Here is a 22,125-nt window from a genome sequence, read left to right as displayed (position 1 = left end):
CTTAGCGCTCGAATACCAGCCGTCCGTCGACGACCGTCTTCAGCACGCGGCCCTGCACGGGACGTCCGTCGAACGGAGAGTTCTTCGACTTGCTCTGGAATTTACCGGGATCAATCTTCCAGCCAATGTTCGGGTCAAAGACCGTCATATCCGCCTGATGGCCGATCTTCAGCTGTCCGGCCTCCAGTCCCAGAACCCGGGCCGGCTCACAGGTTACCTTGGCGATTGCCTCCATCAGGCTGAGATGGCCGTTGTGATAAAGCTCCAGCGTGATCGGCAACAGGGTCTCAAGCCCGATACCACCGGGTTCAGCCTGGCTCATCGGCTGACGTTTACCGTCCACGGGCTGTGGTGCATGGTCAGATGCAATCGCGTCAATTGTGCCATCACGCAGCCCTTCGACAATAGCCTGCCGGTCTGCCTCGGAACGCAGAGGGGGCGACAGCTTGGCGAAGGTCCGGTAGTCACCCACCGCCAGTTCATTCAGGGCAAAATAGGGCGGCGCGGTCTCCGCTGTCACCGGCAGTCCCCGGGCCTTTGCCCGGCGAATGATATCGACCCCGTCTGCAGTCGACAAATGCGCCGCGTGATACCGGGCGCCCGTCAGTTCGACGAGCCGCATATCACGTTCCAGCAGGATAGCCTCAGCCGCGACCGGAATACCGGCCAGCCCCAGCCGGGTGGCCATTTCACCTTCATTCATATCCCCGGTTGCCAGCGTCGGCTCTTCCGGGTGCTGAATAACCAGAAAATCAAAGGTCGCGGCATACCCAAGCACCCGGCGCATCACCTGCGCATTGGCAATCGCCCGCACACCATCTGTAAAACCGAGAGCGCCGGCATCGGCAAGCATGGCCATTTCCGCCAGACCGTCGCCTTTCAGCCCCTTGGTCGCCGCACCATAGGCATAGACCTTTGCCAGTCCGACCAGTCTTGCGCGGCGCGCCACGAACTCCAGCACAGCTTCTTCGTCCAGCACCGGATCAGTGTTCGGCAGGCACACCATCGAGGTGACGCCCCCGGCAACTGCCGCCAGTCCGCCTGTCGCCAGGGTTTCTTTATGTTCTTCCCCCGGATCCCGAAGCTGCACCCGCATATCGACCAGACCGGGGGCGAGATACTTGCCCGCGCAATCGATCACCGTGGTGCCGGCCGGAACCGACTTCGCCGTAACGGAGGGGCCGATCTCCGCAATGATTTCCTCTGAAACCAGCACACCGCCCGGTCCATCGAGACCGCTCGCCGGATCCAGCAAATGTGCATTGACCAGAGCTGTTCTGGAAGTTGCCATCATCGGTTCCTCTGGCCAGGTTCAATGACATTGCCGGCAAGAATTTCCAGACAGGCCATACGTACTGCAACGCCCATTTCCACCTGTTCGCGGATCACGCTGCGTTCAAAATCATCCGCCACTTCCGAGTCAATTTCGACACCCCGGTTCATCGGGCCGGGATGCATGATCAGCGCATCCGGTTTTGCCAGACGAAGCTTTTCGTAATCCAGACCGAAAAAGCGGAAATATTCGCGGACCGTCGGAATATAGCTGCCCTGCATCCGTTCAAGCTGAACACGCAACATCATGACGATATCAACGTCCGCCAGCCCCTTGGACATATCATTATAGGTCTCAACGCCCATCCGTTCGATACCCGTCGGCAGCAGCGTCTTCGGCGCAACCAGCCGCACCCGAGCCCCCATGGTGGTCAGCAGGTGAATATTCGAACGTGCTACCCGGGAATGCATGATATCGCCACAGATGGCGACGGTCAGCCCTTCCAGGCGACCGACACGGCGGCGAATGGTCAGCGCGTCCAGCAGGGCCTGTGTCGGGTGCTCGTGCCAGCCATCGCCCGCATTGATAACTGCGCAATTGACCTTTTCTGCCAACAGGTTAACCGCCCCGGAATCGGGATGACGGACAGCCAGCACATCAGGGTGCATGGCATTCAGCGTCACCGCCGTGTCCAGCAGGGTCTCACCCTTGCTGACGGCACTGGCCGAGACATTCATATTGATGACATCGCCACCAAGTCGCTTTCCGGCCAGTTCAAACGAAGTGCGGGTACGGGTTGAGTTTTCAAAGAACAGATTGATCAGCGTCCGGCCGCGCAGGACAGACTTTTTCTTGTCGGTCTGACGGTTCTGTTCAACGTAAGTTTCCGCCTTGTCGAGCAGAGTGGTGATCTCAACAGGGGATAGGCCCTCGATTCCCAGGAGGTGGCGATGCGGGAACGGGAACTGGTCAGATGGCATTGTCATTAAAAGATGATTTTATATGGAGAGCGCTGCCCCGTCGCAAGTCAATCCGGCTGCTGTCTCACAAGCCACGGAAATCAGACCGGTCTGCCGCGGATAAAGATTTTCCTGTTAACCAGATTTTTCATCTCTTGTGGTCGACTCGGCGGTAACAGGAATCAGTAGGACCGGAATAAGAAGGCATGGAGAGAGCGGCCCATCAGCAGCCCATTGCCCGTCAGGCAGAACTGACCGCAGCCATAGAGGCCGCGGAAAAGCTATCCGCACGCAATCCGCTTGATGCCCGGCCATCCATGATTCTGGCCGAAGCCTATGCCGCGCTGGGCAACCCGTCCCGCCGGACCTTACACACAGCCCGCATCGTCAAACTGCGGCCCAAAGATGCCCGTCTGCGTCTTCAGCATGCATCGGCTCTCTGTGATGCAAATGATTACATCCGCGCCGAACGCCATGCCCGCGTCGCCACCCAGCTGGATCCGAACAATCCGGACAGCTGGGCAGTCCTCTCGGAAATTCTGCGGCTTGCGGGCAATGCCAAACAGGCGCTGGCATCTGCCCGGATTGCACTGGCCTATACACCGGCACATCCCCTCGCCCGTGCCTGCCTTGCCCATGCCCTCAAAGCCAACGGCAAGATGGAATCAGCCTGCGAAGCCTACCGGGCAGCCATCGAAAGCAGTCCTGATGAACCCGCGCTCTGGCATGGCTATATAGAAAGCATGATTGCCTGTGGACGACACGAGCAGGCCGTCAAGCTGGCACAGGATGCCCTGATCTATAATGACAATGACAGCGGTCTGCGCCTGAAGATCGCGGATCTCTACGAATCAACCGGCAGGACGGCAGCAGCAGCAACCGCATTGCGACCGATCCCGAAGGGCGATCCTAACTTTCTCAAGGCCCGCCAGCAGCTTACCCGTCTCAATCGCCATATACAGAAAGCAACGCGCCGGATTGATCCCCAGGCCGCCCCGTCCAAGCCGCTTGCCAATCAGCCCAGTCATTTTCAGGAACGCCGTCTCAAGGAAGGCGAGGCTTCCCGCGCACTCCCCTCACCCGTACGCGATGAACTGGCTGAGGCCCTGTTACGGGCCACTGGTCGACGCGGAGCACGATGGCGGGTCATTGAAGTCGGCTGCGGCCATGGCGAATTTGCGGATATTCTGACCCCATACGCCGCGCATCTGATGGGCGTTGACGACGATCTCGAAAGCCTTCGGGCGGCGCGCAAGACGGATTGCTACGATATGCTGCGCTATCGTCCAGTCGATTATCCGGCACCATCTGTACCGGCGAAATCCTGTGACCTTATTGTCGCTGGCGATGCCATGTCCCGGGCGATAGACATCAAGGCCTTGTTCTCTGCAGCACGTGACGTCCTGGTTCGTGGTGGATATTTTGCCTGTGTCATCTGGTCCCATCCGCCAAAATCCTTCGCCCGCCCGAAAAGTGATCATTTCGTTGGCCGGCGGATTGAGGACATCACACTCATGGCGTCAGAATCATGGTTTTTACCGGTCTACAGCGTCCGGGCAGTCGTGGATCAGCCCAAGGGCGGGCTTGTCGGACTGGGCAGAATCATGGTGTTTCAGCGTCAGTGATTTTTGCCTGTAACCGGCATCAAACGTTCCGAAACAATATGTTGCACCGCACCAATTGACGTGCTGCTATGATTCCTCAAGCCTATTTTTTTGAGCTTCAGGAACTATCCAGATGCTGAACTACCAGACTTTCGAGATGGCCCATGCGATGCTGGCCCCCCTGCGATGGGGCGCACGACGGCTCAAGTTTCAGATGGAATTGCCGATGATTCTGTTTGGCGAAAACGACATCGCCAAACGAATGACAGCGGGCATTGAAGTCTTTGAAAACCTGACCAAACGCTACGGTAAGCCTGACTTCGGCATTACAGAAACACATATCCACGGCCTGCCGGTACCGATCACCGAAGAAGTCGTGATGGAAAAACCATTCTGCCGGCTGTTGCATTTCAACCGGGATGAATCGGTCGCCGGCAAACGCTATGACCCCAAAGTGCTGCTGGTGGCCCCGCTCTCCGGTCATTACGCGACTCTGCTGCGCGGAACAGCCAAAGCAATGGTCTCCGAACATAATCTTTATGTCACGGACTGGACCGATGCCCGTGAGGTCCCTGTTCATGACGGCGATTTCGGGTTTGAGGATTATGTCGACTACCTGATCGAATTTATCCGGTTCCTCGGACCAAACACCCATGTCATGGCCGTGTGCCAGCCGTCAGTCCCCGCCCTTGCAGCAGCGGCCGTCATGGCGGCACAGGATGACCCCTGTCAGCCGGCGAGCCTGACGATGATGGGCGGCCCGATTGACACAAGGCGCAACCCGACCGCGGTCAACCTGCTGGCGCAGGAAAAGCCGATGGCCTGGTTTGAGGGCAATGTGATCATGCATGTGCCGTTCCCGCATCCCGGTTTCTCACGGCCTGTCTATCCCGGATATATACAGTTGTCCGGCTTCATGACCATGAACCTTGATCGCCATATAACGGCCCATCAGAATCTCTTCGATCATCTGGTGAAGGGGGATTGCGATTCGGTCGAACAACATCACAAATTCTACGATGAGTATCTGTCGGTGATGGATCTCCCCGCCGAATTTTATCTTGAGACCATCGAACGGGTGTTCCAGCAACACCACCTTCCTGACGGTAGGCTGATGCATCGTGGTGTACCGGTTGATTGCGCTGCCATCCGGAAAACCGCGATCATGACGGTTGAAGGAGAAAAAGACGATATCTGCGGACTGGGACAGACGGAAGCAGCCCAGGACCTGTGCATCAATGTGCCTGCTGATGAACGTTATCACTATGTTCAGGCCGGCGTCGGGCATTACGGTGTTTTCAATGGCACACGCTGGCGCACAGAAATTCAACCGCGTATCCGGGAATTCATCCGGACCATCCAGTTCAAGCGGCTCACAGAATCCGGTGCCTCCTCCTATGGCCTGCCCTATCGCAGCCTTCAGGAAAGCCGCGAAGAGGAAGTCGACTGGCAGAATGTTCAGGAAATGGACAGGGCCAACTAAAAATATTTCTGGCCACCTCCGGTCTTATTCGTAACGTTATCTGACATTGAAACATTGTCAGATCGTGCTTTGACCCCTGAACAGTCAGTAAAAACAGACCGAAGAATAACTTATGTCATTATAGTCGCCGCCTTATTTACGGCGATATGTTCTTCTTTCGTCTATTTCTTGTATAATAGCGTTAATGACATAAATGATACTTGGGTCAACCAGAACGAGAAAAGCCTGCAGAAGGTAGATGCGCTTACCCAGATACACCGGCATCTCGGCTATGGCGGGTTCATTCATAACTTCAAGAATTACGTTCTTCGGAAAGACCCCCAATATCTGGAGGCCGCACATTCCGATCTGTCTTTTGTCAGCAACGCGATCAATGACCTCCGTCTGATCCTGCTGGACCCAAATGATCAGGCCGCATTGGGAATTCTGACCAATACCCTTGAAGAATACCGTGAAAACCTGATTGAGGTCAGCAAGGAAGTCACCTCCGGCGCGACCCCCGCTGAACTTGACAAGATAGCCAAGGTGAACGACCGGGCGGCACTGGCAGCCATGCAGATGCTGATCAATGACATCTTTACCGAAAGCAGCCAGTCGCAAGCGGTAACCAGCGCAGCGATTGAACGTACTCTCTCGGTGCTTTTGCTGGGTCTGTTTGCACTTCCCGCGATTCTCATTGCCTCCTGGGGCTCGGTTGTGCTGATCAGACGGCTAGTTGCAACACAAACCGCTTTTGACAAGGAACGCAGACGCCTCAAGCTTATGGTCGATAATATTGACCAGGGCATCACGATGCTGGATGCCGATCTCAACCATGTCGTCATGAATGACAAGTTCAATGAGATTGCCGGATATCCGAAAGATATTGTGCATGTCGGAACACCAATGGAGGCCGCCGTCCGGTATGACGCTGAAAGAGGTGAACTTGGCACAGGTGATGTCGAGACGATTGTCAGAGAACGGCTCAGCCAGGCGCGCAAGTCCGAGGCCCTTGATTACACTCGCATCCGTTCAGATGGTACTGTTCTGGATGTCCGGCGAAACCCGATCGAAGGCGGTGGCTTCGTCACAACCTTCACCGATGTGACCGAACAGGTGCGTTCAGAAGAAGCACTCGCTGCGGCAAAGTCAGAAGCAGAGGCAGCAAATGCTGCGAAAAGCCAGTTCCTTGCAAATATGAGCCATGAAATCCGCACTCCGATGAATGCGATTATCGGTCTCAGCCACATGGCACTGAAAGGTGACATCGACTCCCGGACCAGAGACTACCTGTCAAAAGTCCATGGCGCCGCCAGATCATTACTGGGGGTCATCAATGACATTCTCGATTTCTCAAAAATCGAGGCCGGTAAACTGACCGTCGAGGATGTCCCCTTCCTGCTAGATGATGTTCTTCAGGGCGTCACAACTCTTGTTGCCGATTCAGCCACTGAAAAGGGGCTGGAACTGGTCTTCTGGACCGAACCGGATGTCCCGAGGTCTCTCGTGGGAGACCCGCTCAGGCTTGGCCAGATCATCACAAACCTTCTCAGCAACGCAGTGAAGTTCACCGAGAAGGGAGAAATTATCGTCCGCATCAACTGTCTGAGCTGCGATAATGATTCGGCACGCCTGTCTGTATCTGTAAGTGATACGGGCATCGGCCTGACTGAAGATCAGATAAACCGCCTGTTTACGTCATTCTCGCAGGCGGATGGTTCCACGACCCGGAAGTTTGGCGGTACCGGCCTTGGCCTTTCCATATGCAAACGTCTGATCGAGCTTATGGGGGGAGAAATCAATGTCACCAGCGAACCGGACATCGGCAGCACATTCGCATTCACCGTATCTCTCGGCGTTCGGGCAGAACATAGTCTGGACAGCCTGAAAGAGATCATAGACCCCCAGTCTCTGCGGGTTCTGGTCATCGATGACAACCTTACCGCCCGCACAATCCTGGGCGACACTCTCCAGAGCCTCGGCTTTTCTGAAATTGATCTGCTGCCCGATGGTAAAAGCGCAATTCAGAAAATTTCAGAGGATATACAAACCGGGGCAACGTACGATCTTATCCTGCTCGACTGGCATATGCCCGGAATGGATGGTCTGGAGACATTCCGCCAGATACAGGCGCTTTGTGATCCGGATACCCTGCCGGCAACATTTCTGGTAACCGCACATGCACGCGAGATGGTCATGCGGCAGGTGGAGAAAACGGCAATCTCCGGGTTTCTTACAAAGCCGCTCAATACCTCCATTCTGATGGATGCCATTGCCAGCCATTTCGGAGGAAATAATCAGAGTCGCGTCCTCAGGCACAGCACGGAAATTTCTGAATCTGACATCAGAGAAAAGCTCAGCGGCCTCAGGGTGTTGCTTGCCGAAGACAACGAAATCAACCAGCAGGTTGCCCGTGAAATCATGGAAGATGTCGGCATACAGGTATCCATCGCCGATAATGGCCGGGTCGCCGTTGAGAAGGTGCAGGCAGATCCCGATTCATACGATATAATTCTGATGGACCTCCAGATGCCCGAGATGGACGGATATGAGGCAACGGCAAATATTCTGGCCATGCCCGACAGACAGAACCTGCCCGTCATCGCGATGACAGCGCATGCCCTTGTTGAAGAACGAGAGAAATGTGCGGCGGCCGGGATGGTCGATCATATCGCCAAACCGATAGATACCTACCTGTTTTTCCAGACGTTAATCAGACATGCACCGTCCGACCTTCAAAGCCGTCCGCCCATGGCAAAGTCAGATAATGCGCCCGTCTCGACACCCACTCAGCAGACCATAACGGAGAGCATTCCCGACGTCATGCCGGCGACCGGTGACGCCGCTGCCAGACTTGAAGAGATGCGCGCAAAGGCAGGCCTGAAACCTGAATCCTTTGCCAAACTTGCCCATGACTTTGTTGCATCATACCAGGACTTCCCGGAGAAACTTGCCACAGCCATAGGCGACAATGACCGCAAGACGGCTTCCCGAATGGCCCACACACTCTCCGGGCTTGCCGGCACGTTCGGCTGCAATCAGCTTCAGAAAGAAGCCAAGGCCTATCAGATAGCCTGCGACACGGGGACCGGCGACAGCTATCCTGATACGGCGTCCCTGTTTGATGCCTTCCGGCATGACTTTGGTAATTTGCGCATTGCGCTGGGCGACCATCAGTACAGCCCAAAACCCGCCGAAGAACATGACAGTGCAGATACCATCGACCGGGCTGCCCTTGCGGAAATTATCCGTCGACTGGATGAAGGACTGGCAAAGAACAAGATGGCGACCCGCAAGTTGCTTCCGGAGTTGCAGACAGCCTTGTCAGGCAATTCCAGTATCGAGTTTGATCACCTGTCACAGCTGGTAAGCAGCCTGAAATTCGCTGAAGCACGGGATGTTCTGTCCGGAATAGCCCAAAGCCACGACATAGGTCCAGAAGCATGAAACTGCCGGAAACCCAGCCTAAAATACTGATCGTTGACGATGAGCATCTGAATATTGAAGTCCTCTGCGATGTGCTGGAGGATGATGGAGAAATGCTGTTTGCCCTGAATGGTGAAACCGCACTTCAGCTTGCTCAGGAGGAAATACCGGACATCATTCTGCTGGATGTGATGATGCCCGACATGGACGGCTATGAAGTCTGCCGTCGCCTCAAGGAGAATCCGGCTACTGCACATATCCCGATCATTTTTGTCACAGCACTTTCCCAGGTAGCTGATGAGACAAAGGGACTGGAACTCGGGGCAACCGACTTCATTACCAAACCGGTCAGCCCGCCCGTCGTGCGCGCCCGCGTCAAAAACCATGTCGAACTGAAACGATATCGTGATTTCCTGACGGAGATTGCCTTTGTTGACGGCCTGACCCAGATACCAAACCGTCGCCGGTATGACCAATTCCTCGATACCGAATGGCGGCGCGCCATCCGGCGGGAAACCAGCCTGTCGATGGTGCTGATGGATATCGACCACTTCAAGCAGTACAACGATACATATGGCCATCTTGAGGGCGACAGATGCCTGCAGGAAGTCGCAGCGGCGCTGGAGAAGTCCCTGATGCGACCGGCTGACCTCGCGGCCCGGTATGGCGGTGAGGAGTTTGCCTGTCTGCTACCTGAAACGGACATGGCGGGTGCCATGCATCTTGCCGAGAAACTGCGGGATGCCGTCGAGCAGTTGAAACTGCCGCACAAAAGCTCGCTCACGGCTGAACATGTCACTATCAGCGTTGGCGTTGCGTCTGTTGTCGCCAGCACAGAGCGAGAGCCCGAGGACCTCTTCAAACGGGCCGACAAAGCTCTGTACTCGGCCAAAGAAACCGGACGAAACAAAGTGGTCTCCGCCGATAACTGTCGAGACTGACTTCTGAAACCTGTCCGCTGGCCACGCGCCACAAGCCTCAAGTCACGATAAACACTCATCTTCAGATCAGCCGTCCCGGCATGGGGCGGGGGGACTGTTCTGTCGCCCTATGCCGGGACGAACGCGGATAGACCTGCGTTGATTTTCTCCGACAAATTCATTGTGCATCCTATAATGTATGCGTTACTGTATTTCTTGTGGCGGGCTGTTTTGGCATCCGCCCTCCCGGCAGGTGGCTAAAAACAAACCAATATCGCTGCCTGCCTCCACCAATTGACTTCTGCATCATTCCGGGAGGAACCCATGCGATTTGAAACTTTGACCAAACTTTCACTGGCGGCTGGTATTGCCGCTGCCATCGGCCTGTCATCAGGCATTGCGTCCGCCAAGACACTGCGCTTCAGCCACACCGACAATCCCGGCGGTTCCCGCCAGGCAGCCGCTGAACTGTTTGCCGAGAAGGTGAAGGAATATACCGAAGGCCGTCACACCGTCCGCATCTATCCGTCCGGACAGCTGGCAAATGACCCGAAAGCTGTGGAGCAGCTGCAACTGGGTGGCATCGACTTCACGGTAACCGCAACCGGCACCTACGCCACACATCTGAAATCCCTCAACCTGACGGCCATGCCGTTCCTGGTCGACAGCTACGAGCAGGGCTGGGCTTTGTATGACAGCTCTGACTGGCTGCAGGGTGAATTCGCAAAGCTTCCTGAAAAAGGCTTTCGCATCCTCTCCACATGGGAAGCCGGATTCCGCAGCTTCACCACGAAAGAGCCGCTGAACTCTCCGGCAGACGCCGTCGGCAAGAAGATGCGCGTCTACCCGAACGACATGATCCGCTGGACGATGGAAGCCATCGGCTTCAACCCGGTTGTCCTGCCGGTAACCGAGGTTTATCTCGCCATTCAGCAGGGCACCGTCATCGGGCAGGAAAACCCGGTCGATACCATCAAGTCCCTGCGATTCTACGAAGTCGCCAAAAACATCACCCTCACCCGCCATGTCTACAGCCCGCTGCCGCTGGCAGTGGCTGAAAACACCTGGAAAGAGTTCTCGGACGCGGACAAGGCTGCCATCACGAAAGCAGCACAGGAAGCAGCCGCTTTCAGCCGTAATCTGGTTCGGGATTCAGAAGCCAGCCAGCTCAAGGAAATGGAAGCCGCCGGCGCCACCGTGACTGTTCCCGTCATTGGTCCGTTCCGCGATGCCGTGGCAAAGGTCTATGCAGCCGCCCGTGATGTCTATGGTGCGGATGTCGACAAGATCCTGAAGGACGCCGAAGCGATCCGGAAGGCTCATCCCACGAAATAAACCAGCCCCGACAGGTCTCCCTGCAACAACGGGCCTGCCCGGCCTGATGTTGCAGGGGTAACCTTTCGTCGCCTGTGCTTATCCGGGCTGCCTTATGGGAGGCGTTCTTGGACTATCGACCTTATTATCCTTATCCGCTTCGCCTGCTCAGCCAGCTGGTGGATTTACTGCTGATTGGCTTCGGTGCGTCCATTGTGACCATCGTCTTCGTCAACGCTGCCCTCCGCGGTTTTGGCGGGTTTGACCTCGCCTGGTCGCTGGAGCTATCGGCCTTTCTGATGCTGTGGGTCACCTTTCTCGGATGCGCAGCCGCAGCGGCTCGCGGTATACATATGCGGGTGACCGAGATCATCGCCTTCGCTGCCCCGAAAGCGGCCCAGCGGATGATTGCCCTGCTGATCGATATTGGCGTCATCGCCCTGCTGATCACGCTGATCTGGCATGGCATCAATATCTCGATTCACACCTGGGCCCAGCAAACAACCGTGCTCTACTGGCCTGTCGGGCTGCTCTATGCCTCCATGCCTGCCGGCATCACCCTGACATTGCTGTTCCTGATCTGGAACATTGTGGTTCAGGCCTCCCACCTGAAACAGCCGCCAGATGATGGCAGCCGCCCCCTGCCCCCTGAAAGTCATGAGGGACTCGCATGATTCTCATGTTTCTCTGCGCCGTTTTCATCGGCGCGATCTTCATCGGCATTCCGCTGGTCTGGGCAATCCTGCTCTCAGCGATCCTGCCGATCTTCGTTTTCGACCTGGGCTATCCGTTACAGGCCGTCCTGCTCAATTTCATTGGTGGCATCGAACAGAACCATTACATCGCCATCCCCCTGTTCATCGTCACCGGCGAACTGATGAGCCGGGGTGGCGTCGGAGAACGTATCATTGCGTTTGCCCGGGCATTGCTGGGCTTCCTGCCCGGTGGTCTGGGTGTCTGCGTTGTCGGTGCCAGCATGATCTTTGGCGGTATTTCCGGTTCTGCCATCGCTGACAGCGCGGCAATAGGTTCCGTGATGATCCCGAACATGGCAAAGCAGGGTTATACCCGGGCTTTTGCTGCCGGGCTGGTCGCCTCTGCCGGCACCATCGGCATTATCATTCCGCCATCCATTCCCATGCTGGTTTACGGCTTCGTTGGCAATGTGTCGGTGGCTGAACTGTTTCTGGCAGGCTTTATTCCAGGCGCGGTCTTCGGACTGGCCCTGATGCTGGTCTGCTACTGGGTAGGGCGCAGCACTGGTTGCGATCCGGGGGGCAAGGGCGCCTCCGCCGGAGAAATTTGGCGCAGCTTTATCGGCTGTGCCCCGGCGCTGCTTCTGCCCGTCATTATTCTCGGCGGCATCTTCTCCGGCTATGTCACACCAACAGAAGCAGCCGCACTGGCCGTTGTTTACGGGCTGATCGTCACGATCGTCGTCTACCGGGATTTCCATATCCGTGACCTGCCGAAACTGCTGGTGGATTCATTTATCACCAGCGCCGTTGTCATGGTGGTCATCGGTGCAACAACCGTTCTGGCCTGGCTGATAACCCTGGAACAGATGCCGACCCTGCTGGTCAGCTTCGTACAGAACATGTCCGACAGCCCGTTCATGTTTCTGCTGCTGGTCAACATCGTGCTGCTGATTCTGGGTCTGGTACTGGACCCGGTCCCGGCCATCCTGCTGACGGCGCCGCTGTTCATCCCGACGGCAACCGCCTTCGGCGTTGATCCGGTGCATCTGGGTGTCGTGATGACCTGTAATCTGGCGCTTGGTCTGTTTACGCCACCGGTCGGGGCGACACTTTATGTCGCGTCCAACATCTCCGGTGTGGGGGTTCTGACAATTGCCCGTGCGATGGCGCCTCTGTACCTCGTCAGCCTGATCACGCTGATGCTGGTCACCTATATCCCGACAATCTCCATGTCCATGGTCTGGCTGTTCCGTTAAGCTTTCCGCCCTGCTGTCGTTCTTCAGCGGGGCGGAAACAACCGGAACCATCAGATGAGCATCACAGGCCCCGTCACCATCATCACCTGTCACGCGGAAGGAGAAGTCGGTGACGTCATCATCAGCGGTATCGAGCCTCCGCCCGGCGCAACTCTGTGGGAACAGCGGGCATGGATTGACCAGAACCGCGAACTCCGTGATTTCGTTCTGAATGAACCGCGGGGCGGCGTCTTCCGGCACGTCAATCTGGTCGTCCCTGCCCTTGATCCGCGTGCAGCCTTCGGCTTCATCATCATGGAGCCGGAACATACCCCGCCGATGTCCGGGTCCAATTCCATCTGTGTGGCGACCGTTCTGCTGGAAACCGGGATGGTTCCCATGCAGGAACCGGAAACCCGTTTCACACTGGAAGCGCCCGGCGGGCTGGTCGATATCCGGGCGAGATGCCGTGACGGCAAGGCGCTGGCCATCACCGTCCGAAATGTCCCGTCCTTCGCTGACCGGCTTGATGCCCGGCTGGAAGTTGCCGGGCTGGGAACGCTGACAGTGGATACAGCCTATGGCGGCGACAGCTTTGTGATTGTCGATGCCCCTGCCCTGGGCTTTCAGATCAGGCCGGATGAAGCGCGGGATATTGCGACAACCGGCGCACGGATTACAGCCGCTGCCAACGAACAGCTTGGTTTCAGCCATCCCGCAAATGCGGACTGGTCACAGATATCTTTCTGTCAGATGGCCATGCCGGTTCAGGTGAAAGATGGCATCCGGGAGGCTCGCAACGCCGTGGCCATTGATCCGGGGAAACTGGACCGGTCACCCTGCGGCACCGGTTGTTCCGCACGAATGGCCGTCATGCAGGCGAAGGAGCAATTGCAGGAAGGAGATCGTTTCACGGGCCGGTCCATCATCGGGTCCCGTTTTGACTGCCGTATCGAAGCGCTGACAACTGTCGCAGACCGTATGGCCATCATTCCGTCGATCACGGGCCGCGCCTGGCGCACCGGCCGCACAGAACTGCAGATCGATCCGACCGACCCCTGGCCCGGCGGCTACCGGCTGACGGATACATGGCCGAAACCGCTATAACTGACCGCCCCCCCCGCCATGCACTCCTGAATTCGCTCAGGAGTGCATGCAAGAGGTCAGAACCATAAGGTCAGTCCATCGCCTTGACGATTTCTTCGGTCATCTTCTTCGCATCGCCGAACAGCATCATCGTGTTGTCGCGGAAGAACAGTTCGTTATCGACGCCGGCATAGCCTGAGGCCATGGAGCGTTTGATGAACAGAACCGTTTTCGCCTTCTCCACGTCGAGGATCGGCATGCCATAGATCGGGCTGGCCTTGTCGGTCTTTGCCGCAGGGTTGGTCACATCGTTCGCACCAATAACAAACGCAACATCAGCCGTGGCAAATTCCCGGTTGATCTCGTCCAGCTCAAAAACTTCGTCATATGGCACGTTGGCTTCCGCCAGCAGCACGTTCATATGGCCGGGCATACGACCGGCAACCGGATGAATGGCGTAGGAAACTTCGACACCTTCCGCCTTCAGTGCATCTGCCATCTCACGCAGGGCATGCTGGGCCTGGGCCACAGCCATGCCGTAACCCGGCACGATGATAACCTTGGACGCATTTGCCATGATGAAAGCCGCGTCATCTGCGGAACCGGACTTGACCGACCGGTCACCGGTTGCACCAGCCGCCGCAGCAGCAGTTTCACCGCCAAAGCCGCCGAGGATCACATTGATGATCGAGCGGTTCATACCCTTGCACATGATGTAGCTGAGAATCGCCCCTGACGAGCCGACCAGCGCGCCGGTGATGATCAGCAGCGGGTTGGCCAGCGTGAAGCCGATACCGCAGGCCGCCCAGCCGGAATAGCTGTTCAGCATGGAAACAACGACCGGCATATCCGCCCCGCCGATCGGGAGGATCAGCAGGAAACCCAGAACAAAGGCCAGAATGGTCAGCGCCCAGAACGCCGTATGACTTTCCGTCGCCGCAAACCAGATCAGGAACAGGGCGAGCAGGATACCCAGCGCAGCATTGATCATATGCTGGCCCTTGAAGACCAGCGGATTGCCGGACAGCACCCCCTGCAGCTTGCCAAATGCAATGACAGAGCCGGAGAAGGTAATCGCACCAATGGCCGTGCCCAGCGACATCTCTACCAGGCTGCCGGCAGAGATCGAGCCGACCTCGCCAATGCCATAGGCGGACGGGCTGAACAGAGCTGCCGTCGCCACGAACACGGCAGCCAGACCAACCAGCGAATGGAAGGCGGCAACCAGTTGCGGCAGAGCCGTCATTTCGATCTTCTTGGCGATCAGTGTTCCGGCCGTGCCGCCAATCAGAATGGCCAGAATGATGTAACCGTAAGAGACCACATCCGGGTCCGCGATGGTGGTCAGAATAGCGACCACCATGCCGATGATACCCAGCATGTTACCGCGACGGGCAGTTTCCGGTGATGAAAGCCCCTTCAGCGCCAGAATGAAACAGACTGAAGCGAAGAGATAGAGTAAGGCGACGAGATTCTCGGACATGTCTGCTGTTCCCTATTTCTTCTGCTTTTTCTTGAACATCGCGAGCATTCGCTGGGTCACAATGAACCCGCCGAAGATGTTCACACTGGCCAGCATCACAGCAACAAAGCCCATGACCTTGGAAATGCTCATCTCGGCCGGTCCTACCGCAATCAGTGCGCCGACGATGATCACCGAGGAAATTGCGTTGGTGACGCCCATCAGCGGTGAATGCAGCGCCGGTGTGACGCTCCAGACCACGAAAAACCCGACAAAGACAGCCAGCACAAAAACGGTCAGCAAAAAGATGAACGGATCTGGCCCGGCGATATCCGCCACCGCCGGTGGCATTTTCGCCATCGCATCCGTTCCGAGTTTCGCCGTTGCTGCGGCAAGGTCAGACAACTGCGCCTGCATCTGTTCGATGCGGGCGAGGATTTCCTGCTTGTCCATTATTTGTCTCCTTCGCCGGTCAGGGCCGGATGAACGATCTCGCCATCACGCACCACGCAACAGCCTTTGATGATGTCATCATCCCAGTCGATCTTGATCGCCTTGCTTTCCTTGTCGACAAGCGGCGTCACAAAGTTCAGCAGATTACGTGCGTACAGCTTCGAGCTGTCTTCGGCGAGGCGGCTCGGCACATTCGCATGGCCGACAATCTTCACACCATGCTTCACCACCACCTTCCCGACTTCACTGCCGAAACAGTTACCGCCGCTTTCAACCGCCAGATCAACGACCACGGAACCGGCAGGCATATCTTTCAGCATTGCCTCGGTAATCAGCAGCGGGGCCGGACGGCCGGGAATCTGCGCTGTCGTAATGACCATATCCATCTTCTTCAGATGGTTATGCAGCGCCTCTTCCTGCTTCTTCTTGTAGTCGTCAGACATTTCCTTCGCGTAGCCACCGGCTGTTTCGGCATCCTTTGCGGATTCCGGATCAACCTCGACGAACTTCGCACCAAGGCTCTGTACCTGTTCCTTCACGGCGGGACGTACATCATATGCGGAAACCGCGCCGCCCAGACGTCGGGCTGTTGCAATCGCCTGCAGGCCGGCAACACCGGCTCCCAGAATGCAGATCTTGGCGGGCGGGATTGTGCCGGCCGCCGTCATCATCATCGGGATCGCCCGGCCAAATTCCTGCGTTGCGTCGAGCACGGCCTTATAGCCTGCAAGATTTGCCTGTGAAGACAGAACATCCATCGACTGTGCCCGGGTAATCCGCGGGACAAGTTCCATGGCAAAAGCCGTAATCCCGGCCTCTGCATATTTCTTCACTGCCGGTTTGTCGCTCAGCGCACCCAGCACGGAGACCAGTTTCACACCCTTGGCATAGGTTGCGATTTCAGTATCGGTCGGTGACTGAACCTTGAAGATGAAGTCCGCGCCATTGACGCAGGTCTTTCCATCCTTTGATACGGTTGCTCCGGCTTCGCGGTAATCCGCATCGGCGAAAGAGGCACCGTCGCCAGCGCCCTTCTCAACGGCGACATCAAACCCAAGCGCGACCAGCTTCTTCACCGTTTCCGGCGAGGCCGCGACACGTGATTCATTCTGTCTGCGTTCTTTTGGTACTGATATTTTCATTGGCGGTCGCCATCCCCATCCTGTTCTGGGATGCTGACATTACCGCACCGCACCCCGGCTTCAAAGCAGGTGCAGCATGCAATTTCCCCGTCGATTTGCCAAGCTATTGGCGTCAGGCAGCCAAAGCTTTCTCAGCCACCGAACCCGGCGCGTGACAACAGACCCTTCAGTTCAGCCCGGATCGCGGGACGTTCATCCTCCGACAATTCTGCCAGCGCCCCTTCCAGCCCGGTGGATTTTGTCAGATGCCTGATCACGCGATTGCGAACCACATCAAGCACCGGACCATCCCACAACAGACCCGAAAGCTGAAGCGACAGAAGCCCCCGCAGACGCTTCACCAGCGGCAATGCCTCGCCATCAATACGGCCCAGAACCTCGTCACTTTCGAGATATTCACAGGTCAGCTGGTCCAGTCGATCCCGGAAGATACGCTTTTCCTTGTCCCGCATGCTGGCGGCCTGGATGCCGTCACGGATCATCAGTACGGCACGCAGCTTCCTTGGAACCGGATGCCGGTAATAAGTGAAATTATTGATATGCTTCGGTCTGGTGATCGCCGCTGTCAGTACCGTCATGATATCTCCGGCAAGACGGTGCCCGAACGGCATCGACAAAAGCTCACACAGAAAAGTGATCCTGGCTGACGGCAACCTGAACAGTTCAGCCATTTCCCGGGTCAGGCGTTCCATCGCTCCCCGGGCACCGAGATCATCAAATCTGCGGCTGAACCGCGAGGCGACAGCTTCCGCCATGTCCGGCCCACCGGCAAAACGCCCGTTTTCATCTACCAGCCGGTTTACGATCTCGCCCAGGGCATCGACATCCCCATCTCCGCCATATCTCGTCAGGTCATTACGCCCGCCAACTTCACGGGCAATCCGTGCGGTCAGGACATCACGGGCGGTATCCATATTCGCCCCCCCGAACGCCCCGTTCAGGGCAGCCAGAACCGGCTGGCGGGTTTTGTCGACTTCCAACCCGCCAACAGCCAGGTCACTGAGCATTTTCAGCGCCGAGACAAGATCAGGCTGGCGACCCAGCAACTCCTGAAGCACCGATGCGCCGTCGATCACCTCGGCAATCAGTTCTCCCAGGACGAGATCAACCTCCTGTGGAAGTCGAGGGAGCTTCAGTTCGATGATGCGTTCCAGCTTCGCATCCCAGCTTTGCGCACCCTCCAGATGCTTCGACAGCATAACACCGAAATAGAAAAACTGCTGATCCGGCCCGCCATATTCCTCTGCCCGTTCCCAGGCTTTTCCGGGGCCCGCTGCATCAATCGACGGCAGTCCGCGCGATGCAGCCTCCCGCAGGCGATCGAACTGGCGGTCAACCAGACGGAACAGATCATCATTACGTTTACGCGGATCAACACCGGCATTACGCGCCTGAATGCCGGATACCCGCGAAACCGCAGACGGCAACAGCATATCCGCATCGCGCAGGCGTCTGAATTCCCGCATCGAATGCATCAGTTCGGTTGCCGTCAGGAAATGCCTGTCCAGATACCGGCGCAGCAGCCGGGTGGCACAGCGCCGCGCCTCAAAGCGTTCCAGGTCGGTAAATGTCTCGCACATCGGTGCATCATCAATCGGCACGATGGAGACCGGGCGTTCCGCCTTCGCCGGGATAGGCTGTTCCCAGATCGTATAATCGGAACCAAGCTCACCATTCTCAAAAACCCGGGTACGGGTGACGCGAAGCACAGTTCCCTCAGCCGACGACAAATGGGCCTCGGCGAATTTCTTCGCCCGGTGCTCATCCTCCTCGGCATGAACGGTCACCCACTTCCCGTCCCGCTCAGCCTGAACCTCGAACTGGTATTCCCGTTTTTTGAACACGCCAGACCCTCCGGCTGGCAATTTTGCAGCGAGATGGTTAAGGAAGGGTTTCAATTTATTTACCGGTTAAAAACAGACGGATAAAATCCCTATTAATATTCTAAACTCTATTATTATTTAGTGATCTCGAACATAACCAAGATCATGAATATGTTCCCACCTCCGATGCCGAACATAGAGCCAAATAAATAAACTATATAATATGGAAGTTACGATTGAGATAGATATTACTGGCGCCACAACTTCACCGAGAGACAACTCAAAATAACTTTTCCCCTGCACATAAAATGATATTTTCTCAATTGAAAAAATCCCGAGAGGAGAAGCTATAGAACCAACAAATGAATATAAAAACACCCTTATCCCTGCAAGAATTGCCCTGCCAGCTGAAGGTATATAAAAAAACCAATACATCACCGAACAAATCGAAAAAGATGATATTATTGAAACAAAAATCAATATTGATTTAATATTCATAGACTCCATAAATATTAAATATTCACTTGGAAATAAAAAAATACAGAAAACTTGCAATAACAGAAGAATTAAAAAAAATATCGCCAAGAACATTGATAGCAAAGCTCCGCGCTGCAATTCAACCTCCTCGCGAATGAACTAAAATTTTTCTTTCAACCCAAAAACTTAAAACACTAAAAAACAACATTCCCACAAAAAAAATCATCGCCGAAATTGCATACCATCCATTACCACCTTCAATTAGATGAACAGCAACAAACAAAGAGAATATCGACACTACAAACGACACCATGGAAGGAAGGTATGCTAAAGCACTCCTCAACTCCTGACCTATAAAAACATCTCTCTGAACGTCAGAATAGGATAGTAAAATACTGCCAACAATCTCCCTGGAAATTGCATCGTTAGATAAATGAATTTTTCGCTTTTTATTCAATGTCAAAAAAAGCTTTGAATAATACCCCACCTCATCTTCAGAAAACTCAAAAGAAAAATTCTCATGCTTCCTTTGAGAACTATTTGGTCTTTCCGAAGATCTAAATTCACAACTATAGTACGGAACCAACGCTGATTCAGAATGCATATTTTTCCTCCCCAGAAATATATGAATCAACTTCGCATTTTTTCTCCATTAGCGCTTGAGCTACTTTAGATTTTTCAATTGCATCTTGGCATGAATTTTTCAAACTTTCTACATCAGACAAATCCAATGCGACATCAAATTTTACATCTTCACCTCTACCTGAAACTTCAAGCATCAAAGTGAATGTAACTATTGATCCCAATATGTGCGATTTCTCCTCGTTAAAAACCGGGCGTATGTCAGTCAAAATTTTTGACTCCACAAGTAGGTTGTTGTGATCAAGTCCTAAATGTAGCGCCTTAACGGCGACACTCAATTTTTCCGACTTTAGTAGGCTGCCGATTAAATCTTTGCATTCATTCCATAATGAATGGTCAGAATCTACCCAATCAAGATTCTCAGATTGCAACGCTTCAGTCAGTGCGGCAATTACACTGTCAACATCGCTTCCTTCCCGTTGCTTGTATGCGTTCAAGCCTAAAAGATGGCGAAATAAAATTGCTGCATCAGCTTCACCTAAGATTTCATCGGCAACATGCCTTAGCTTAGTCAGCCTAATTGTTGGTTTCGTTGAGTTTTCAAGCTTCTCGACAAGCGCTACAAGACGCTGGGGTCCTTTTGAGCATATTTGCGCTAATTCATCAGCTTGCTTTTGACCGATCTTAATCGTCAAATTTGTCATAAGTTCCTCATTGCATCAGTGTTCATTATAAACAATCCAGTGTATTCGAGTTATTCGACCATAGCATTTTAAATAACCGTTTACGCTGGACACGCGATACTAGATTGCAACTTTTCAAGTCTAAACCGTATTTGCAGACTTCGAAAATTCATTCTTTATCCCTCACTCCGCCTCCGGCACGCCAGCCTTTGCCATCGCGACCCGCTGGCGTTCTGCCAGTCTGGTTTCGTCGAAGTCGCGGATCAGGTCGTGGAACAGGCGGTACCAGTTGATTTCTGCCTTGAGGTGTAAAAAGACCGAACCGAGGCCGATGGCGGCGCGGTCCATCAGGACGAATTCCCGGGGCGGGGTGACGCCGCCGAGGGCTTTCAGGTCTTTGTGGACCTTCTCAGCAACCTGCGCGCCATAGACGGTCGAGTTAGTTTCCTCGATCCGGCGGTCGCGATCTTCCATCAGCGGGGCATAGACGAAGCGCGCCCACTGGTTCAGAACCTCCAGCAGGTCCCGGTTGAGATTGGTGAAACCCCAGGTCTCGTAAGCCTGAACCGCCAGCGCCTCGTCATCGTTTTGCAGGGCGTTGTAGAGGTCGATCACACCGCGCACGAAACTCGGCGGAAAGACCCGGATGCAGCCAAAATCCAGCAGATTGACCGAGCCGTCATCCCGCACCGCATAATTGCCGAGATGCGGGTCGCCATGAATGACCCCATAGTAATAAAACGGCACATACCATGCCCGGAACATGTTCATGGCGATCTCGTTGCGCAGGTCCGGGCGTTCCCTGATGAAATCGAGGATGGGCGTGCCTTCAAGCCAGGTCATCGTCAGCAGACGTTTCGATGACAGTTCCGGAACTGGCTCCGGTACGTGAACCGCTTTTTCCTTCTGATGCATCAGACCATAGAGGCGCATATGCGCGGCCTCGCGCTCGTAATCCAGTTCCTCTCGCAGGCGGGCGGAAATTTCTGCATGAATGTTCGACGTATCGATCGACGGATCATATCGCCGGTAAATCGAGAAGATCAGTTTCAGCTGCCGGAGGTCGGCCTCCACGGTTGAAGACATATCCGGATATTGCAGCTTGCAGGCCAATGCCTGCCCGTCTTTACCGGTCGCCCGGTGTACCTGCCCCAGCGAGGCTGCGGCTGCGGCCTCCCGTTCGAATGAGCCGAACCTGTTCTGCCAGTCCGGCCCCAGTTCACTGGCCATCCGCCGCTTGATGAAGGGCCAGCCCATCGAGGGCGCGTTGGCCTGCAGCTGCGCCAGTTCCCTGGCATATTCCCGTGGCAGCGCATCGGGAATGGTCGACATGATCTGGGCAACCTTCATCAGCGGCCCTTTCAGGCCACCAAGTGCTGCTTTCAGGTCATTGGCGTGACGGTCCCGGTCCATTGTAATGCCGAGAAAACGTTCACCCGCCAGCCGCGCACCAACACCCGCCATCGCACCCGAGACACGGGCATAGCGCTGCACACGGCGGCCAAGTGAATTGTCTTCAGACATGG

General features: G+C 55.4%; 17 protein-coding genes. 8 read left to right on the top strand and 9 right to left on the bottom strand.

The annotated features are described in order from the left end of the window. Nucleotide 1: 1 nt before the first annotated feature. Nucleotides 2-1,294, bottom strand: coding sequence for an amidohydrolase family protein (locus GH722_14065; protein ID MRG72889.1), 1,293 nt, complete (start codon nucleotides 1,292-1,294; stop codon nucleotides 2-4). Next, on the bottom strand, nucleotides 1,291-2,253 hold the full coding sequence (locus tag GH722_14060; GenBank protein MRG72888.1) for an aspartate carbamoyltransferase catalytic subunit: 963 nt from the start codon (nucleotides 2,251-2,253) through the stop codon (nucleotides 1,291-1,293). The genes GH722_14065 and GH722_14060 overlap by 4 nt, the downstream gene beginning before the upstream one ends. Before the next feature lie 185 nt (nucleotides 2,254-2,438). Here GH722_14060 and GH722_14055 point away from each other — a divergent pair, with 185 nt between their 5' ends. From GH722_14055 to GH722_14020, 8 genes are all read left to right on the top strand, one after another. Then, a complete protein-coding gene (locus GH722_14055) occupies nucleotides 2,439-3,857 on the top strand; it encodes a tetratricopeptide repeat protein (protein MRG72887.1) in 1,419 nt (472 codons plus the stop codon). 115 nt (nucleotides 3,858-3,972) lie between these two features. Next, the gene (gene phaZ / locus GH722_14050) at nucleotides 3,973-5,319 is read left to right on the top strand and encodes a polyhydroxyalkanoate depolymerase (protein MRG72886.1); all 1,347 of its coding nucleotides are present in this window, start codon (nucleotides 3,973-3,975) and stop codon (nucleotides 5,317-5,319) included. Between the two features lie 168 nt (nucleotides 5,320-5,487). Then, complete coding sequence (locus GH722_14045) at nucleotides 5,488-8,745, top strand: response regulator (protein MRG72885.1); 3,258 nt, start codon at nucleotides 5,488-5,490, stop codon at nucleotides 8,743-8,745. Further along, a complete protein-coding gene (locus GH722_14040; protein ID MRG72884.1) occupies nucleotides 8,742-9,665 on the top strand; it encodes a diguanylate cyclase in 924 nt (307 codons plus the stop codon). Before GH722_14045 ends, GH722_14040 begins: the two co-directional genes overlap by 4 nt. Before the next feature lie 303 nt (nucleotides 9,666-9,968). After that, a complete protein-coding gene (locus GH722_14035) occupies nucleotides 9,969-10,979 on the top strand; it encodes a DctP family TRAP transporter solute-binding subunit (protein ID MRG72883.1) in 1,011 nt (336 codons plus the stop codon). A 107-nt stretch (nucleotides 10,980-11,086) separates the two neighbouring features. Beyond that, nucleotides 11,087-11,632 carry a TRAP transporter small permease subunit gene (locus GH722_14030; protein MRG72882.1) on the top strand — a complete coding sequence of 182 codons (546 nt, stop codon included), beginning with the start codon at nucleotides 11,087-11,089 and terminating at the stop codon, nucleotides 11,630-11,632. Then, nucleotides 11,629-12,912: a TRAP transporter large permease subunit gene (locus GH722_14025; GenBank protein MRG72881.1), complete on the top strand. Its 1,284-nt coding sequence runs from the start codon at nucleotides 11,629-11,631 to the stop codon at nucleotides 12,910-12,912. The genes GH722_14030 and GH722_14025 overlap by 4 nt, the downstream gene beginning before the upstream one ends. Before the next feature lie 54 nt (nucleotides 12,913-12,966). After that, nucleotides 12,967-13,998 carry a hypothetical protein gene (locus GH722_14020; GenBank protein ID MRG72880.1) on the top strand — a complete coding sequence of 344 codons (1,032 nt, stop codon included), beginning with the start codon at nucleotides 12,967-12,969 and terminating at the stop codon, nucleotides 13,996-13,998. Between the two features lie 70 nt (nucleotides 13,999-14,068). Here GH722_14020 and GH722_14015 read toward each other — a convergent pair whose 3' ends face one another. The 7 genes from GH722_14015 to GH722_13985 all read right to left on the bottom strand — a co-directional run bounded on the left by GH722_14015 (nucleotide 14,069) and on the right by GH722_13985 (nucleotide 22,123). Next, nucleotides 14,069-15,460: an NAD synthetase gene (locus GH722_14015; GenBank protein MRG72879.1), complete on the bottom strand. Its 1,392-nt coding sequence runs from the start codon at nucleotides 15,458-15,460 to the stop codon at nucleotides 14,069-14,071. 12 nt (nucleotides 15,461-15,472) lie between these two features. Beyond that, complete coding sequence (locus GH722_14010; protein MRG72878.1) at nucleotides 15,473-15,892, bottom strand: NAD(P) transhydrogenase subunit alpha; 420 nt, start codon at nucleotides 15,890-15,892, stop codon at nucleotides 15,473-15,475. After that, nucleotides 15,892-17,034: a Re/Si-specific NAD(P)(+) transhydrogenase subunit alpha gene (locus GH722_14005; GenBank protein ID MRG72877.1), complete on the bottom strand. Its 1,143-nt coding sequence runs from the start codon at nucleotides 17,032-17,034 to the stop codon at nucleotides 15,892-15,894. The genes GH722_14010 and GH722_14005 overlap by 1 nt, the downstream gene beginning before the upstream one ends. A gap of 131 nt (nucleotides 17,035-17,165) precedes the next feature. Beyond that, nucleotides 17,166-18,878, bottom strand: coding sequence for a hypothetical protein (locus GH722_14000; protein ID MRG72876.1), 1,713 nt, complete (start codon nucleotides 18,876-18,878; stop codon nucleotides 17,166-17,168). A gap of 595 nt (nucleotides 18,879-19,473) precedes the next feature. Next, a complete protein-coding gene (locus GH722_13995; protein ID MRG72875.1) occupies nucleotides 19,474-19,938 on the bottom strand; it encodes a hypothetical protein in 465 nt (154 codons plus the stop codon). Then, the gene (locus tag GH722_13990; GenBank protein ID MRG72874.1) at nucleotides 19,928-20,620 is read right to left on the bottom strand and encodes a hypothetical protein; all 693 of its coding nucleotides are present in this window, start codon (nucleotides 20,618-20,620) and stop codon (nucleotides 19,928-19,930) included. The genes GH722_13995 and GH722_13990 overlap by 11 nt, the downstream gene beginning before the upstream one ends. A gap of 162 nt (nucleotides 20,621-20,782) precedes the next feature. After that, nucleotides 20,783-22,123 carry an AarF/ABC1/UbiB kinase family protein gene (locus GH722_13985; GenBank protein ID MRG72873.1) on the bottom strand — a complete coding sequence of 447 codons (1,341 nt, stop codon included), beginning with the start codon at nucleotides 22,121-22,123 and terminating at the stop codon, nucleotides 20,783-20,785. Nucleotides 22,124-22,125 lie beyond the last annotated feature (2 nt).

The sequence above is a fragment of the Alphaproteobacteria bacterium HT1-32 genome, assembly GCA_009649675.1.
Taxonomy (GTDB): domain Bacteria; phylum Pseudomonadota; class Alphaproteobacteria; order Rhodospirillales; family HT1-32; genus HT1-32.
The sequence above is the reverse complement of the archived record's forward strand: the minus strand, read 5'-3'. Positions and strand labels throughout refer to the sequence as shown.